Source organism: Candidatus Binatota bacterium, assembly GCA_012960245.1.
Lineage (GTDB): Bacteria > Desulfobacterota > Binatia > UBA1149 > UBA1149 > UBA1149.
On sequence record DUBO01000013.1, the window covers coordinates 20,500 to 35,460 of the forward strand.

14 protein-coding genes are annotated in these 14,961 nt (G+C 64.7%); 11 read left to right on the plus strand and 3 right to left on the minus strand.

The window, feature by feature from the left end:
* The 9 genes from EYQ35_02180 to EYQ35_02220 form a co-directional block, all read left to right on the plus strand.
* Window positions 1-454 (plus strand): ATP-binding cassette domain-containing protein (locus tag EYQ35_02180; GenBank protein ID HIF62950.1); only part of this gene is annotated, 454 nt, incomplete at its 5' end.
* A gap of 10 nt (window positions 455-464) precedes the next feature.
* A complete protein-coding gene (locus tag EYQ35_02185; protein ID HIF62951.1) occupies window positions 465-842 on the plus strand; it encodes a hypothetical protein in 378 nt (125 codons plus the stop codon).
* A 25-nt stretch (window positions 843-867) separates the two neighbouring features.
* On the plus strand, window positions 868-2,100 hold the full coding sequence (locus EYQ35_02190) for a colanic acid biosynthesis glycosyltransferase WcaL (GenBank protein HIF62952.1): 1,233 nt from the start codon (window positions 868-870) through the stop codon (window positions 2,098-2,100).
* Entirely contained in the window at window positions 2,097-3,365 is a 1,269-nt protein-coding gene (locus tag EYQ35_02195) for a glycosyltransferase family 1 protein (protein HIF62953.1), read from the plus strand. The genes EYQ35_02190 and EYQ35_02195 overlap by 4 nt, the downstream gene beginning before the upstream one ends.
* On the plus strand, window positions 3,362-4,630 hold the full coding sequence (locus tag EYQ35_02200) for a hypothetical protein (GenBank protein ID HIF62954.1): 1,269 nt from the start codon (window positions 3,362-3,364) through the stop codon (window positions 4,628-4,630). Before EYQ35_02195 ends, EYQ35_02200 begins: the two co-directional genes overlap by 4 nt.
* A gap of 1 nt (window position 4,631) precedes the next feature.
* Window positions 4,632-5,831, plus strand: coding sequence for a hypothetical protein (locus EYQ35_02205; GenBank protein HIF62955.1), 1,200 nt, complete (start codon window positions 4,632-4,634; stop codon window positions 5,829-5,831).
* Complete coding sequence (locus tag EYQ35_02210) at window positions 5,831-6,832, plus strand: hypothetical protein (protein ID HIF62956.1); 1,002 nt, start codon at window positions 5,831-5,833, stop codon at window positions 6,830-6,832. Before EYQ35_02205 ends, EYQ35_02210 begins: the two co-directional genes overlap by 1 nt.
* Entirely contained in the window at window positions 6,832-8,748 is a 1,917-nt protein-coding gene (locus EYQ35_02215; protein HIF62957.1) for a hypothetical protein, read from the plus strand. The genes EYQ35_02210 and EYQ35_02215 overlap by 1 nt, the downstream gene beginning before the upstream one ends.
* A 9-nt stretch (window positions 8,749-8,757) precedes the next feature.
* Window positions 8,758-9,978, plus strand: a complete 1,221-nt coding sequence (locus EYQ35_02220) for a glycosyltransferase family 1 protein (GenBank protein ID HIF62958.1) — start codon at window positions 8,758-8,760, stop codon at window positions 9,976-9,978.
* On the opposite strand, the gene EYQ35_02225 is transcribed toward EYQ35_02220, so the two are convergent.
* Both EYQ35_02225 and EYQ35_02230 read right to left on the minus strand, forming a co-directional pair.
* Window positions 9,960-11,954 (minus strand): hypothetical protein, encoded by a 1,995-nt coding sequence (locus EYQ35_02225; protein HIF62959.1) that lies wholly within the window; start codon window positions 11,952-11,954, stop codon window positions 9,960-9,962. The genes EYQ35_02220 and EYQ35_02225 overlap by 19 nt on opposite strands.
* Window positions 11,951-12,520, minus strand: coding sequence for a sulfotransferase family protein (locus EYQ35_02230; GenBank protein ID HIF62960.1), 570 nt, complete (start codon window positions 12,518-12,520; stop codon window positions 11,951-11,953). Before EYQ35_02230 ends, EYQ35_02225 begins: the two co-directional genes overlap by 4 nt.
* A 141-nt stretch (window positions 12,521-12,661) precedes the next feature.
* Here EYQ35_02230 and EYQ35_02235 point away from each other — a divergent pair, with 141 nt between their 5' ends.
* Window positions 12,662-13,234 carry an oligoribonuclease gene (locus EYQ35_02235; protein HIF62961.1) on the plus strand — a complete coding sequence of 191 codons (573 nt, stop codon included), beginning with the start codon at window positions 12,662-12,664 and terminating at the stop codon, window positions 13,232-13,234.
* 39 nt (window positions 13,235-13,273) lie between these two features.
* Here EYQ35_02235 and EYQ35_02240 read toward each other — a convergent pair whose 3' ends face one another.
* Window positions 13,274-14,539, minus strand: a complete 1,266-nt coding sequence (locus EYQ35_02240; protein ID HIF62962.1) for a hypothetical protein — start codon at window positions 14,537-14,539, stop codon at window positions 13,274-13,276.
* Between the two features lie 102 nt (window positions 14,540-14,641).
* On the opposite strand from EYQ35_02240, the gene EYQ35_02245 reads away from it, so the two are divergent.
* Window positions 14,642-14,961 (plus strand): hypothetical protein (locus EYQ35_02245; GenBank protein HIF62963.1); only part of this gene is annotated, 320 nt, incomplete at its 3' end.

A 14,961-nucleotide genomic window follows, 5' to 3' on the forward strand; every position in this document is an offset into this window, starting at 1 on the left:
GGAAGCGGCCGAGGCGGCCGACACCGACAATTTTATCCGCGGACTGCCCGATGGTTACGATACAGTTATAGGCGAGAGGGGTGACACCCTTTCGGGCGGACAGCGACAGAAGATCGCCATCGCCAGGGCCATGATAAAGAACCCAAGCGTGTTGATACTAGACGAGCCCACGGCTTCGCTCGACGCCAGTTCTGCGGCCCAGCTCAACCGCACACTCCGGCGCCTGTCGCGACACAGGACCACCATTCGCGTGGGCCACCGCCTTTCGGAGCTCCGGAACAGCAATCTCATACTGGTGATAGAAGATGGACGTGTAACGCAGTCGGGTAAGCACGAGGAGCTGGTGCAACAGGATGGCTGGTATAGGAAGGTCTACCGGTTGCAGTCGGGTGAGCCGACGCTGCTCGCCAGCGTTGCGCCGGATGGGGGAGGTTCAGTTGCAGAGAAGAGATAGTAGGTTGGTCTTGCAGGCGGGACGCACCAGCCTGGCACCGCTGATGTTGATTGTCGCGGCGGGCCTGGCCACGGCGGTTATGCTGGTGCTGGGTACGCTGTCTTTTTACGACAAGACCGCCGAGCTGAAGCCGGTGATCCTACCCTACGATATATTCTGGTGTGCCAAGGACGACCACTGCGAGGTCGTCGACCAGGTGGGCTGTTGTCCTTGTGAGCAGGGCGGTGCCCAGGCCGCCGTGACCCGCTGGCATCGCGACGACCTCAGGCGTTTTATCAAGGACGCGTGCAGGGAAGAACCGGTGTGCGTGCAGTTAGACCTGTGCCGCGCCGACGCCGAGGCGGTGTGCAGGGATCGCCGCTGCGCGATCGAGTACTCGGACGACTGACGGCGCTGGGATCGGAGTAACGAGGGTGGGAAAAATAGCTTATCTGCTCAAGGTGTTTCCGCGCGTGTCGGAGACCTTTGTCATAAACGAAATCCGCGCGGTGGAGGATGCCGGCGAAGAGGTGTCGGTGTTTTCGCTGCACCACAACCTCGACGGTCCGGTCACGCACGGGATACTCGACGAGCTCAAGGCCGAGGCCGTGTACGTTGAAGACAGCGACGCTGGTCTGACCGAGAAGAAGCACGCCCGCCGTCGCCTCGAGCAGGAGCTGGCCGTGCTGTGGCCCCTGCCTCCGCAGCCCTTGCGCGAACGCCTGCTGCCGCGCAAGTACGTGCGGCTCGCCACCTGCCTGGCGCAGCTCGTGGTAGAAAACGACATAGACTGCCTGCACGCCCACTTCGCATCGCGGGCCGGTCACGTGGCGGCGCTGGCCTCGCGCCTGGCCGGCGTGCCTTACAGCATCACCGCGCACGCCAAGGATATTTACCACGACGAAGTCGACCAGGAAGTGCTCAGGTGGAAGATCGCCGGCGCCAGCTTCGTGGTGACCGTCACCGACTATAACCTCAGGCACCTGCGTGAGCTGGTGGCTGACATTCCCGGTGCCCCCGAGAAGATCGTCCGCCTGTACAATGGCGTGGACCTCGAGCGCTTCAAGGCCTGCGAACCGGCGCAGCTCGCCCGCCCCAGGTGCGTGGCGGTGGGCCGCCTGGTTGAGAAGAAGGGTTTTCACCACCTCGTTGATGCCTGCCGGGCGCTTGTCGATCGCGGCTACGACTTTGATTGCGTGATCGTGGGCGGTGGCGAGAAAGAAGAAAGCCTCAAGGCCAAGGTCGCATCGCTGGGCCTGGAAGACACGGTGATTTTTGCCGGTTCGGTGACCACCGAGGAAGTGGGCGACTACCTGCGGGAATCGACCGCGACCGTGTTGCCCTGCATTGTTGGCGGCGACGGCAACGTGGACGCGTTGCCCACGGTGTTGCTCGAGGCAATGGCCACCGCGCGGCCGCTGGTGTCAACCGCTCTGTCGGGCATACCCGAGATAATAGACGACGGCGAGAACGGCTACCTGGTCGAGCCCGACGACGTCGCTGGCCTGGCCGATGCCCTCGCGCGCCTGTTCGACGATCCCGGACGGGCCGCAGCCATGGGCGTGGCGGGCAGAAAAAAGGCCGAGCGCTTGTTCAGCCTCAAGGTCAACGCCGGCCGTCTGCGCGACATGCTGCGGCAGGGCCTGCAGGGAGGCGAAGTCCAGTGAGGCGTCGTCGCCACGTTGTCTATGTCTGCATGGACCGGGGAGTGCCGGTGGGCGGCTACAAGGGAGCCTCGGCCCACGTTGCCGAGCTGACGAACGCGCTCGTCGACCTGCGTTGCGACGTACACATCGTGGCTGCCCGCAGCACGGGCGACGCCTCGAGCACCTATGTGCAGGTGAGTGACCTCGGGGCCGAGCGAAGCAGCCGGCGGTCCAAGGCTTCGCTGTCGGCCGGTGCCAAGGGGCCGCGCGAGCAAGCGGCCGCCACCGAGGCGCGCGGGATCATGCTCAACGAGACGGTCAGCCGCACGCTTGAAAAGATTCACAAGCGCCGCCCCATACACGCGGTGTACGAGCGCTACTCGCTATGGAACTACTCGGCGGTCAAGTTCGCGCGCGCAGCCGCTGTTCCTCACCTGCTGGAGGTCAACGCACCCCTGAGGGAGGAGCAGCAGCGTTACCGCAGGCTCGAAAACCCTGGGCTGGCGCGAACCCTCGAGCACTATATTTTCTCCAACACTGACAGGCTCATCGTGCCTTCGAGCCAGCTCAAGCCCTGGGTAGTAGAGCACGGCTGCGCGCCGGGCCGGGTCAGGGTGATACCAAACGCGGCCGACCCCGAACTGTTTGCCCGGGTGGCGAGCAGCCGAGAGCAGCTCGAGCGCGAAGCGGGGACCTTTGTCCTCGGCTTCCTGGGTAGCCTCAAGCCCTGGCACGGATTGGACGAGCTGCTGCGGGCCTTCAGGCTGCTGCACCGCAAGGACAACAGTTACCGGCTGCTGGTGGTCGGCGAGGGGCCGTTGCGCCGCGAGCTCGAGCGCTCGGCGCGGTCGATGAAGATATTTTCGGCCGTGACCTTCAGTGGCCACGTCGAACACGACGAGATCCCGGCCTGGCTTGCACGCATGGACGTGGGCATGGCCCCTTACCCCAGGTTGGCCGGCTTCTATTTTTCGCCGCTCAAGGTTTTTGAATACATGGCCGCTGGCCTGCCCGTGGTCGCCTCGGACACCGGCCAGATAGCCGAACTGTTTACCGACCGTCGCAATCTGCTGCTGCATCGCCCCGGGGCCGTGCGCGAGATCGCCGACCGGGTGGAGACCCTGCGTGGCAAACCGTCTCTATCGGTAAAGCTGGCAGCCGAGGCGCGCAGGATGGTGAACAGGCGATTTACCTGGCGTCGCAATGCGGAGCGGGTGCTCGACATGGCCGACCGGGTCTCGGCAGTCGCTGGCACCGCGGCCAGGGCAAAGGGCAAACGCAGATGAAAAACAGCAAGCTGAAGCCCGAGACCATGCTGCGACTGCTCGACGCCGATCGCATGCGCCGCGCTTTTCGTCGCCTGCCGATTCTCGAAGGGCGCGAGATAGAAAAGGTCACGCTGTCTTCAACCTGGATAAAACCGGGTCGTTATTTTAACGGTCACTACCTGTTGCAACTTGGCGACGGAGAATTCCTGCGGGCCTCGGCCTTCGCGGTGGGTCACAAGCTGGCCAGTCAACTCGTGGACAAGCTCGGCGACCACAGCTGCAACGGCGCTGCCAGTCCCTCGTGTGCCCGCTGCTCGTCGTTGGCCCACCGCGACCTGCTGCTCACCTTGTTTCCCTATGACTATCGCTTGCCCACGCTGGAGCGTTGTCTCGACGCCAGACTGGTGAGAGCCGAGGCCGGTCCCGACTTTCCGTTGACCGGCTGCGAGGTCATCGCCTACCGCCCGGGTGTGCGTTGCCAGATGCGTTATCGCGACGCCAGGGGTGGCAAGGTCTACGGCAAGGTTTCTTTTCGCCGCGGCACGCCCGACCGGGTGTTCGAAGTGCAGCGGCAGGCCTGGGAGTCTATCAACAGCCGCGCCAGCGGTTTTCGCGTGCCCCGTCCGCTCGCGTTTCTCCCCGGGCTGGGCTTGAGCCTGGTGGAAGCCGTGGACGGTTTTTCGCTCGACGAGGTACTGAGAACCGGCGACGGACTGGACAACTCGATCAAAAAAATAGCTTCGGCGCTTTCGGGGTTTCATGCCCTCGAGGTCGACGGGGCCGAGCGGTTGTTCGGTGTGGAACAGGAGATAGAGCTCCTGGTTTCCTGGGTCGATTTTCTTCCCACGCTTTACCCGGCGTGGGGTGAGGCCGTTGCCGAGCTGTTTGAGCAACTCAAGGCAGTGGCGCCGGCTGCGGTTGAGCCAGACGCGGTGTTGCACAGGGATTTTTATGACAAGCAGGTCATCCTCACCGACGGCGACCCGGTGCTCTTAGACATGGATACCACCTGCAGGGGAGACCGCGAGCTCGATCTCGGTAACTTCTGCGCGCACCTGCGACTGCGGGCCGTGCAGTGGGACGAGCACGAGAGATCGGCCGAACTCGAGCGCTTGTTTCGCGACGCCTACCCGGTCGAAGCGAGGCAGGATCGCTTGTCCTGGTACACCGCAGCGACCCTTCTGCGGCTGGCTTGCAACTTCTCGCTCAGGCCTCGTTGGCAGAAGCTCGTTGACCCGCTGCTCGACGAGACGCGCGAGCAGATCGCGAGGGCGGGAGGCTGACGTGAAAAACCGCCTTCTGTTTTACTCCCACGATACCTTCGGACTCGGACACTTTCGTCGAAGCCTGACGGTGGCGTCTCACATCGCTCGGCGCGTGGATGACGTGACCGCGCTGATGCTCACCGGCCTCGACTCGGCCGCGAGTTTTGAGGCTCCCCACGGCGTTGATTTCGTCAAGCTGCCCGGGGTATGGAAGTCGGGAGACGAACACTACTCGAGTCGCCACTTGCGGGTGAGTTTCTCGCGCGTGCAACGGCTCCGGGAGCAACTGGTGCGCAGCGTGGCGAGGGCTTTTCACCCGGCCATGTTCGTGGTCGACAACGCGCCGCTGGGAGTGCACAACGACCTACTGCCGACGCTCCGCTATTTAAAAAAACGCCAGCCCGGCACCCGGGTGGTCCTGACGCTGCGCGACGTCCTCGACGATCCCGGCAGCATCGTGGCCAGCTGGAAGAAAAACGGTGTCTACGAAGCCCTCGAAGAATACTACGACGAGATCTGGGTGGCTGGTTGCCGCGAGGTTTTTGACCCGGTGTCGCTGTACGAGTTTTCACCCGCGGTGGCCGAGCGCACCCGGTTCTGCGGTTACGTGGCGCGTAAGCCCCGGCAAGAAGAAACCTCTGACATCATAGAGGAGTTTTCGCTCGAGCAACGACCCTTTGTAGTTGTCAGCTGCGGCGGCGGCGGCGACGGTGTCGAGCTGGTGGATTCGTGGATAGAGGCCGGTCGACGCCTGGCCAGGGACGGCATACGTTCGGTCGTATTCCTGGGGCCCGACATGCCATCGGCGGACCGACGCGAGCTGAGGCGTCGTATGCTGGCCTGTGGCGACGACTTCCTGGTCTTCGACTATCGGCCCGACCTCGTGTGTTTTCTGGGCCTGGCAGCGGCCAGTGTTTCGATGGCCGGCTACAACACGGTGTGCGAGCTGCTGTCGCTGGAGGTTCCGTCGGTGCTGGTGCCTCGGGTTGAACCCCGCGTCGAGCAGTTGCTGAGGGCGCGGGCTTTTGAGAAAAACGGCATGGTCGAAGTTGTTGAGCCTCATCAACTGGGGCCCGACAGCCTGGAGGCCGCCGTGCGGCGTTGCCTGCAGGCCCGCGCGTCCGGGCAGGCGGGTGGTTTGCCAGAGGGCGTAGATTTTTCGGGATTGAGACGAATGGAACGACAGGTGCGAAGGCACCTGCAAAGGAAAAATGACTGATGAAATTGACCGATGAATTGAAAATGGCGATGGTGGTTGCGGCGGCGGTTACAGTGGTAGTGCTTAGCGTTGCGGGCCTGGCTGGGACGGCGATGGCCGGTGGTGAAGACCCGACCTGGAAGGGCGATATAAACCTCTGGCAGGGCTACACCGACAACGTCCGCTACGCTCAGCCCGGTCCCGACGTGGAAGGCGCGTGGTTCACCAGGGCCAATGCGCGCCTGACCCGGCGTACCGGGTCCGACCTTGCCTGGGTGCCGGACCTCGTAACGGCCGCGATCGATGGACGGGTGTTCGGCGAGTCATCGACCAGGGATTCGGTCACGCTGGGGGGGCGCGCTGTTTATGAAACCGACGTGGCCGACCTGTTCGCCGGTTATGGATACACCCCGCAGCGGCTTCGCCTTGAAGACCGCGACGGAGGTGACGACGTGCACTACTCCAAGCACGCGGTGGTGTTCGGTGTTGAGCGTAAGTTTGGGGTGAGCAGGGCCTGGCGCGTCAGGGCACTCTACGAAAGGGACCGGGACGAGTACGAGAGCGACAACGACCCGCGTGACTCTGAGGCCTGGGCGGGCCGACTTGGCTTGCGCTGGCATTACCACGAACTGTTTATTCCGAGGGCCTATTTCAAGTACGTTGAGCGCGACGCCGTTGATGACAACTACGACCGCGAAGACGTGCGCATCGAAGTGGGCTTCGACAGCAAGTTGCCAGCCGGGGTGGAGGCCAGCCTGCGCTACCGGCGTTCGGACCGGAAGTACGTCGTGGCGGGCGCCAGTGGCCCCTTTGGCTCCAACAGCAACTTCGGACGTACAGACGATATTGATACCTATCGCGTGGGGCTCGAGTTGCCGCTGCCCTGGGTAGACGGCTTGGTCCTGGAGATGAACTACAAGTACAGGGATTCGTCTTCGAGCAGGACCAGTCGTAACTATCACGTCAACGAGTACGGACTGGGACTCGCCTGGGGTTTTTCGAGTAAATCGGAAGAGGGCTGATGGTGGCAGGTACTTATGCAGGCAAGCGCTCGGTGCGCGTGAGTACGCTCACCGTCATCGCGCCGCTGCTGCTGGGCCTGCTGGTCGCTGGCTGCAGCGATCGCCCGGCGGAACCAGCGTCACCGTCGGTGCTCGTGGTCTGCATAGACACCCTGAGGGCCGACGCGCTGGGGGTCTACGGCGCGTCGCCTGCCGGTTCGCCCGTGCTTGACCAGCTCGCGGCCGACGGCCTGGTTTTCGATAACGCTTTCAGTACCTCTTCGTGGACGCGGCCGGCGGTGCCTTCGCTGCTCACCGGCCTGTTTCCTTTTCAGCACGGCATGCTCGAGACCCACGACGACGGCGTCGACGTACTGCCCGACAGCGTCCAAACCCTGGCCGAGCACCTGTCGGCTGCCGGCTATCGCAGCGCGGCCTTCGTTCAGAATGATCACCTGCGACGTCGTTACAGCAACCTCGACCAGGGCTTTGCCACCTACGTTGACGACGCCGGCAAGGCGCCGCTGATAGCCCAGCGCTTTCTTTCGTGGCTCGACCAGGCCGACGATAGGCCGTTTTTTGCCTACCTGCATTTTCTCGACGTGCACTGGCCCTACGAGCCCATCGGCCTGCTGGGCAGTCGCGGCATCAGCGATGCTGACAGGAACAGGGTTGCGTCCTGGGGCGTGGAGTCCCGGCGTTGGTGGTTGCTGAGGGAGGGCGTGCGCGACGGCGAACTGGAGCTGGACGACACAGATCTCGCGCTGCTGCGCAGGCTTTACCAGGCCGAGCTCACCGAGCTGGACGCGGTGCTGGGGCACCTGTTCGAGGTCCTGCGCGCGCGCGGGATCTGGGACGAAATGCTGGTCATCGTTACCTCTGATCACGGCGAGGGTTTCATGGAGCACGGCAGGCTCGACCACGGTTATGCCCAGTATGACGAGCTGCTCAGGGTTCCGCTTATACTTCGCCTGCCGGCCTCGCGCGGTCGAACCGGCCGGGTAGAAAACCAGGTGCAGATCGTTGACCTCACGGCCACGGTGCTGGAGCTGGCCGGGATTTCGGGCGAGCTTCCGTCGGGCAGCAGGTCCCTGTTGCAGGCGGCAGGCGGCGGTGAGCAAAGGCAGGTGCTGGCCCAGGAGACCCACGGCAAGCAGACCTGGACGGCGCTCAGGCGTGCCAATTGGAAGTACCTGCGCAAAGAGCATCAAGGTGGCGGGGCACGCAGGCGCACGCTGCCCGCTGACCTGGTGGTAGGTGACCGCGTGCGCGCGAAAGGCGTTTTCGTTGGGGGGCGTTTCCTGGCCGACGAAGTGAAACGGGTCTCCCGGGGAGACGAGGACCTCGAGATCCGCGCTCCGCTGGCGGCCCTGGTCCGCGACCCGGGCGTTTTTGAGATCATGGGATTGAGTGTACAGGTGGATCCCGATGTTCGTTTTGACGATGGCGAAGGCCGGTCGCCCTTTGATCTCTTGTCCCCCGGCGACTGGGTGCGCGTAGACGTCGAGTGGAAGGGGCCCTCGTTGCGGGCCGACCGGGTCGCACTGCTGGCCGGCGAATCCGAGCGCGTGCTCGAGCAGGAGGGTGTGGTCACGGCCTTCGGCGTTGACACGAACGGGGTTGTCAGGCTCCAGCTGGGTGGCCGCGAGGTGGTGGTCAACGAGCAAGCCGAGTGGAAAAATTTCTCGCCAGACCAGGAGGTGATCTACGAATCCGGGCGCGCGGAACCGGCCCTGCGCGAAGAGTTATACGATCTCGCCGCGGATCCCGGCGAACAGGTGAACCTGGCCGGAAAAAACACTGGCAAGCTGGCGGAGATGGCCACTGCCCTGGCTGCCTTGCAGGCCTCGCTGGCCGAAGCCCCAAGGCACAAACGCGCGGGAGCGCTCGACGAGAAGACCCGCCGTCGCTTGCAGGAAATGGGTTACCTGGAGTAATAAGAGGCCATGCGCATAGCCTACGTATCAGCTGACCGCGGAGTGCCGGTTGTCGGCTCGCAGGGCAGCGCCGTGCACGTGTCGTCCATGGTCGCCGCTCTGGTCGAGCGCGGACACGACCTGACGGTTTTCACGGCTCGTCCGCCGGCCGACGCCAGTGCATCAGCGTGCCCGGTGGTAGATCTCACCGGCGATCCGCTGCTCGAAGAGTTGCGCCGCATGGTGGCCAAGCGCAGCCGCGAAGCCGGCGAGGAGACTACGCGGGCTTGGGAAGTGTACAGCCTGCTGCTCAACCAGACCTTGTTGGAAAAACTCGAGGCTGATACGCAGGGTTTCGACCTGGTGTACGAGCGCCACTCGTTGTGGTCGTTTGCGGGCCTGCAGTATGCCCGGCGCCGCGGCGTGCCCTTGTTCCTGGAGGTCAACGCCCCGTTGGCCGCGCAGCAGGCCGACTACCGTCGGCTCGAACTCGAAGACACCGCCGACGCTGTTGCAGGCATGGTTTTTCCCGGTGCCGACCGGGTGCTGGTTACCTGTCCGGCGCTGATCGACTACGCGCAGTCTTTCGGCGCGTCACGACGGCAGACACGGGTGGTGCCCTGCGGTGTAAACGAGGATCTGTTTGCCTGGGAGGACCGCGACATGTCGCGCGCCAAGGGTGAGTTCGTGATCGGGTTTGTCGGCAGCCTCAAGCCCTGGCACGGCGTTGACAGGTTGCTGAAGGCTTTCGGCCGCCTGGCCGCCGACGACCCGGCCTACCGCTTGCTGGTGGTGGGCGACGGGCCACTGCGCGGAGAGATCGAGGATTTTGCGGCCAGGTATTCGCTGGCTGACCGCATCGAGATGACCGGCGCGGTGGAACACGGCGAGGTGCCGGCCCTGCTCCGGCGCATGGACGTGGGCGTTGCCCCTTACCCCGAGCTCGAGGATTTTTATTTCTCGCCACTCAAGGTGTGGGAGTACGCGGCCGCGGGCTTGCCCATAGCGGCAAGCAACATCGGCCAGTTGGGCGACCTGTTTCCCCACCACGAGGCGGCGCTGCTGCACAGCCCGGGACGAACCAGCAAGCTGGTTCGAAATATCGCCCGGCTGCGCTCCGACCCGAAGCTGGCAGAAAGACTGGCGCGCAGGGCCAAGCAGGTCGCTCGGCGGCACAGCTGGTCGAGGATAGCGGGGCGCGTGCTCAACCTGGCCGAGAAGTCAGTGGAGCGTCACTCCCGCGCTGGCTGATCGGCGTCCTGGCGATCGAACGTGCGCTTGGCGCGATCGACGAGTTCTGTCACCGAGTCGTGATCGCTGCGCAGGGGATACTGTTCGCCAGCGTCCTTGTCGAGATCAAACACCAGCACGCGGTGACTGCTCGCCGCCGTGCTGTTGTGGGGATGGATGAGGCGCACCTTGTCGCGCCCTTCCCGGTAGGCGAGCCTTTGGTCGGCCAGGCCCCGGGTTTCAGTTATCACCGGTCGAGCGGTTGGCTTCTTACCGGAGAGCAGCGGCAGTAGCGAGCGTCCGTCACGTTTGACGGATGGCGGCGCGACGCCGGCCAGCGCTTCTATACTGGGGGCAAGATCGACGAGCGAAACCGGGGAGCTGACGCTTGCAGGCATGTGATCGAAGCTGTCGGCGTCGGGCCAGAGGAATACCAGCGGCACGTGCACCTGTTCTTCGAATACGTCGTGCCCGTGACTGTAGCCGTTGTGCTCGAAGAACTCCTCGCCGTGGTCAGAGGTAAATACCACCAGCGTGTTGTCGCGCAGGCCGGCTTGCCGCAGGCCGTCGAGCAGGCGCGCAAAAATGCGGTCGCCCTCGCGCACTTCTTCGTCGTAGCGGGCCAACAGCTCGCGGAGGCCGGGGCTGTCACGGCGCCAGGCGTTGGCCGTGTCGCCGTTGCCCAGCTGCAGCAGGTCCACGTGCGACCAGGCAGGAGCCTCGGCAGAAGGAGGGTCGAAGTAGCCGTGCCCGTACAAGGGCCAGTGAGGCTCGACCACGTGGACGTAGGCAAAAAACGGTGCATCGGCTTTTGAAATCCAGTCCAGCGCCGCCGTCACTACCACGTCGCCCGAGACCTTGTGTGTGCGCCAGGCCTGGGCACGCCTGAACGCGTCCCAGTCACGCCCGCCCAGTAGCAGCTCGTAAAGCAGCAGCGAGCGCGAAAGCTGTCGGTGTCCGCCGGCGACGAAGTAGTTGTCAAAGCCTTCACTGAAACCCTCGCCCGACACCAGCCCGTTGGCCACGAAAGCGCCGCTGCGGTAGCCGGCACTGGAGAAGCTGGAGGCCATGCTCCAGGTCCCCGCGGGGGGGGCGAGCATGGTATTGTTGGCTCCCCACGACGAAGCGCGGCGCGCCGAGAACAGGGATTTTACCGAGGGGATGGTGCTCGGCGCTGCTGTCACGGCGTTGTTGAAGACCGTCGCGCGCCCGCGGATTTCAAGATCGAGGCGAGGCGTGGTGTCGATTTCGTATCCCGGGCCCACGTGATCGGCGCGCAGGGTGTCGACCAGGAACACGACGACGTTGGTCGTCCCAGGTGCCCGGGCGACGCCGACAGTGGGAGCGGCAGGGGAGCGCCCGCCCACGGCAGCCGCCAGCACGACTACCGACGCGACGAGGGTGGTCACAAGGCCGGTCAGCGGGCGCCCGAGCAGCCACAGGAGCATCCCCGCCGCCGCGGCGGCCAATAACCACGACCTCGGATCTGTCGCGCTGGCCTGGATTGTTACGAGGAGAACGCCGTACCAGCAGCCCGCGGCCAGGACGGCCAGCAAGCGTGCCGTCGCCGCTCCCCGGGCCGCCACGAGACGGTTGAGCACGACCGTGGGCGGTAAGGAAAGCAGCACCGAGGTGATCAACAGCGCGGCGTAGCCTGCCTCCGGTGCCCAGCCGGCACCCTGCGCCAGTGCGTGTACGGGAGAGGCGAGCAGCAGTAGCAGGCAGCCGGCAATTGCCGCCGAGCTTATCGCACCGGCCGCCGCGGGCGTTCTGGTGCCGGGCGCGCCACCACCACCGACGAGGAGGCCGGCGACCATCGATGCGCTGGCGGCTGCCGCTGCGCTGGCTGCGGCTAGCGCTAACAGCCGCAGCAGGGCCGGGGAAGCGAGCACCTCGCGGGGCGTCCAGGGGTGCACCAGCTCAAACAGCAGCACCGGGAGCCACAGCAATACTGCGGCCGGCAACACGGCGGGCCACAGCAGGCTGCGACTTTTCACCCCTGTTGCCCCGCGCGGTTGCGGTACAGCTCTCCGCTGACGGCAGCGGCCATCGCAGTTTCGTTGAGAGCGCCACCGAGAAACACGTTGACCTGTTGCGCGGCCGAGACCGGATCCCGCACCGTGGCAGCGTAGTCCAGGTAGAGCACCCCGGTGCCGGTCGCTGCGTTGAGCCTGCTCTTGACCTGCTCAAGGTGGCGGCCGAAGAGCTCGGCAAGGCGACCGTCATCGGCGTTTCCGGCCAGCTTGCCCCGGTTGCCCAGCATGCGGCGCTGCGAGGCCAGCACTTCGGTCATGTCGCGCAGGACAAAGAGCACGCGGTAGTCAAGGTCGGCGGGCAGGTGCTCGAGCAGGGCTGAAATCACCTTGACCGACCGCCCCCGTGCCCGGTAGATGCACGAGGCGTCGTCGGCGAGCTTCCTGATCGGCTCGTACTCGAAATAGCCGTGCGGGTTGTCGTCATCGGCCTCGCGCTTGCCGTCGCTCAGGGGTTCGATTCCGCCGGCCCCGAGCATGCGCATGAGCATCGAGGTGCCCGAGCGTGGCAGGCCCGAGACGATTGTCACAAAGCTTTCATTAACCGCTGCCGGCACAACCTCACTGTAGTTTGAAGAGCGCTCGGCGCCAAGTGAGCGGCGTGCTGCTGCCGCCCGCGCTCGGAGGGAGGCTGCTTGGGGGTGCGTGCGTAACGTGATAGCGCCTGTGTTATGGGTGATTCTGCCGAACTGCTGGTGTGGCTGGACATGGAGATGACCGGTCTGGACCCGGCCACCTGCGTGCCGATGGAAGTGGCCGTGATCGTGACCGATGGTCAGCTGGTCGAGATCGAGAGCGCGCAGTGGCTCGTGCAGACGCCCGTCAACAAGATCGAAGAGATGGACCCGTTTGTCGAGAAGATGCATACCGACAACGGACTCACCGAGCGCGTGCTTGAGGCCGGCAGGCCGCTGGAGGAGGTTGATCACGATCTCGTCGAGGTCATCGGCAGGCGATGCCCGGATGGTAGGGCCATCCTCGCTGGCAACTCGATCCACCAGGATCGACGTTTTATCAGGCGCTACTTTCCCAGGCTCGAACAGATCCTGCACTACCGGATGGTGGACGTGAGTTCGATAAAGGAAATCGCCGAGCGTTGGTACGGCAAGGACGCGGGGTACGACAAGCCCGACAGTCCGCACACCGCGTTAGCCGATACCCGGGCTTCGATAGAAGAACTCAGGTGGTACCGCGAGCGCTACTTCCGCAGGCGCGACGCGGTCGCCCAGGACAAGGGCGAGTAGACCCCGCACGAGTTTGCAACCGGGCCGACCCGTTTAGGCCTACATCCTGCCGTCGGTTATGTTCCAGGTGAGCACATCGGCGTCGAGCTTGCCCAGCAGGCTGCGCTTGAACCCCTTGCCCGTCCAGTCGTAACGCTTGAGCTCGCGCTGGTCGTCGGCGGCCACGTAGAGCTCGGTTCTGCCGTCGCCGTCGAGGTCGGTTGCCCACGCTGCGTGTTCAAAACCCGAGGAGTTGTTGTCCACCAGGGTTCGCGTCCAGGCGGTTCCGGCCGGTGAGCCCGGGGCGGGTGGTGCAAAATGATAAACGCCGGTCTTCATGGACGCGGCTATGAGCTCGGCGCGTCCGTCGCCGTCAAAATCACCGGGCACCAGGAAGCGGGTCTGCCTGTCGTCTATGGTGCCGAGCACCGAGTGTGAAAAACTGCCGTCGGCGTTGAGCGTGTACTGCCTTATTTCAACCGGGTGGGCAATACGCTTGTCGGCCCCGAGCTCGGCCTCGAGCACCGAGAACAACTCCGAGCGTCCGTCGCCGTCGAGGTCGGTCGCGAGGATTTCCTTGGCGTGGGTGCCCTCCTGTTTCTCTACCCAGCTGCGATCGTAGGAGCTGCCGTTCCAGCGGTACATCACCACGCCACCGGCCTGAGACGCGTCGGCGCGGTTCCGGTCGCTCGGGGTTGCAAAGAATTCGAGTTTGCCGTCGCCGTCGATGTCACCGATCTCGATCTCGTGCACGAAGGTATCGGCCTTGCCGTCCATCTCGACGACGCTGGTCACCTTGCCCTCGGCGTCAACGTTGACCACGGCTACCACGCCCGAGTCGTGGGTGGCGAGCACGAGCTCGTCTATGCCGTCGCCGTCGACGTCGCCTATTTCAATGTCGCGCAGGCGATCGAAGCGTCCGCCCCAGCTCTTCTGCCATAGCGTGTCGGCCTGCCAGCTGCCGTCGGCGAAGTGCCATTTCTTGAGCATGGCCTTCTGGGCGCCGATGGTCAGGATGCCGCCGTTCCACGGCATGGCCTTGTGAAAGACGTTGGAGTCGGCGTCCTCGAGCCTGGTGTAGGACCACTTGCCGTTTGTTTCGCGCCAGATGTCGAGGCGCGCGGGCCCGGGGTGGGGGGTCCCCTCGTCGTCGGTCCAGAACCAGGCGTGGGTGAGTAACAAGGCCGGGCGGACCGGGCCCTCAAGGGTTTGCCGCTGGGGCTCGGGGCCGCTGGATCCGTTGTCTTTTGCGCTGGTGCAGCCCGCGATGAGCGCCGCGGTCAGCAGGGTAGCGAGCAGCAGGGTTGGCCTGTTTCGATCGATCAATTAATTCTCCTACCTGCCCGGTCGGGGCGACAGATGGCCGTTGGGCAGGCCGTGTGTATAACAGATTGCCCGTGTTGGCGACCACCGGCAGTATCGCGGGCGATGGGGAGGGTAGCAAAACAACCGGCCGTGGGCGTAGACGCCGGCGCCACCTTGCTCAAGATCTTGCTGCGCGGGGGCGACGGCAGCGAGCAGCGGCACTTGCTGCCCGGACGTGAAGTGGCCGCTGCCGTGGACCTTGTGAGCGGGGCCGACCCGGCCAGCCTGGGCATCACCGGAGGTGGAGCCGAGGGATTTACCCGTCGGTGGATCAAGGCTCACCCCCGGCAAGCCCGGTCGCCCGAAGCCCGGCGCTGCGAAGAGTTCGAGTCCTGGGCCGCAGGCGCCCGGTCGCTGATCGAGGCGGGTCGGATCGACAGCAG

Coding starts and splice junctions, on each gene's coding strand:
- EYQ35_02200 (HIF62954.1), top strand. CDS start 3,362: ATGAAAAACAGCAAGCTGAAGCCCGAGACCATGCTGCGACTGCTCGAC.
- EYQ35_02210 (HIF62956.1), top strand. CDS start 5,831: ATGAAATTGACCGATGAATTGAAAATGGCGATGGTGGTTGCGGCGGCG.
- EYQ35_02215 (HIF62957.1), top strand. CDS start 6,832: ATGGTGGCAGGTACTTATGCAGGCAAGCGCTCGGTGCGCGTGAGTACG.
- EYQ35_02220 (HIF62958.1), top strand. CDS start 8,758: ATGCGCATAGCCTACGTATCAGCTGACCGCGGAGTGCCGGTTGTCGGC.
- EYQ35_02235 (HIF62961.1), top strand. CDS start 12,662: ATGGGTGATTCTGCCGAACTGCTGGTGTGGCTGGACATGGAGATGACC.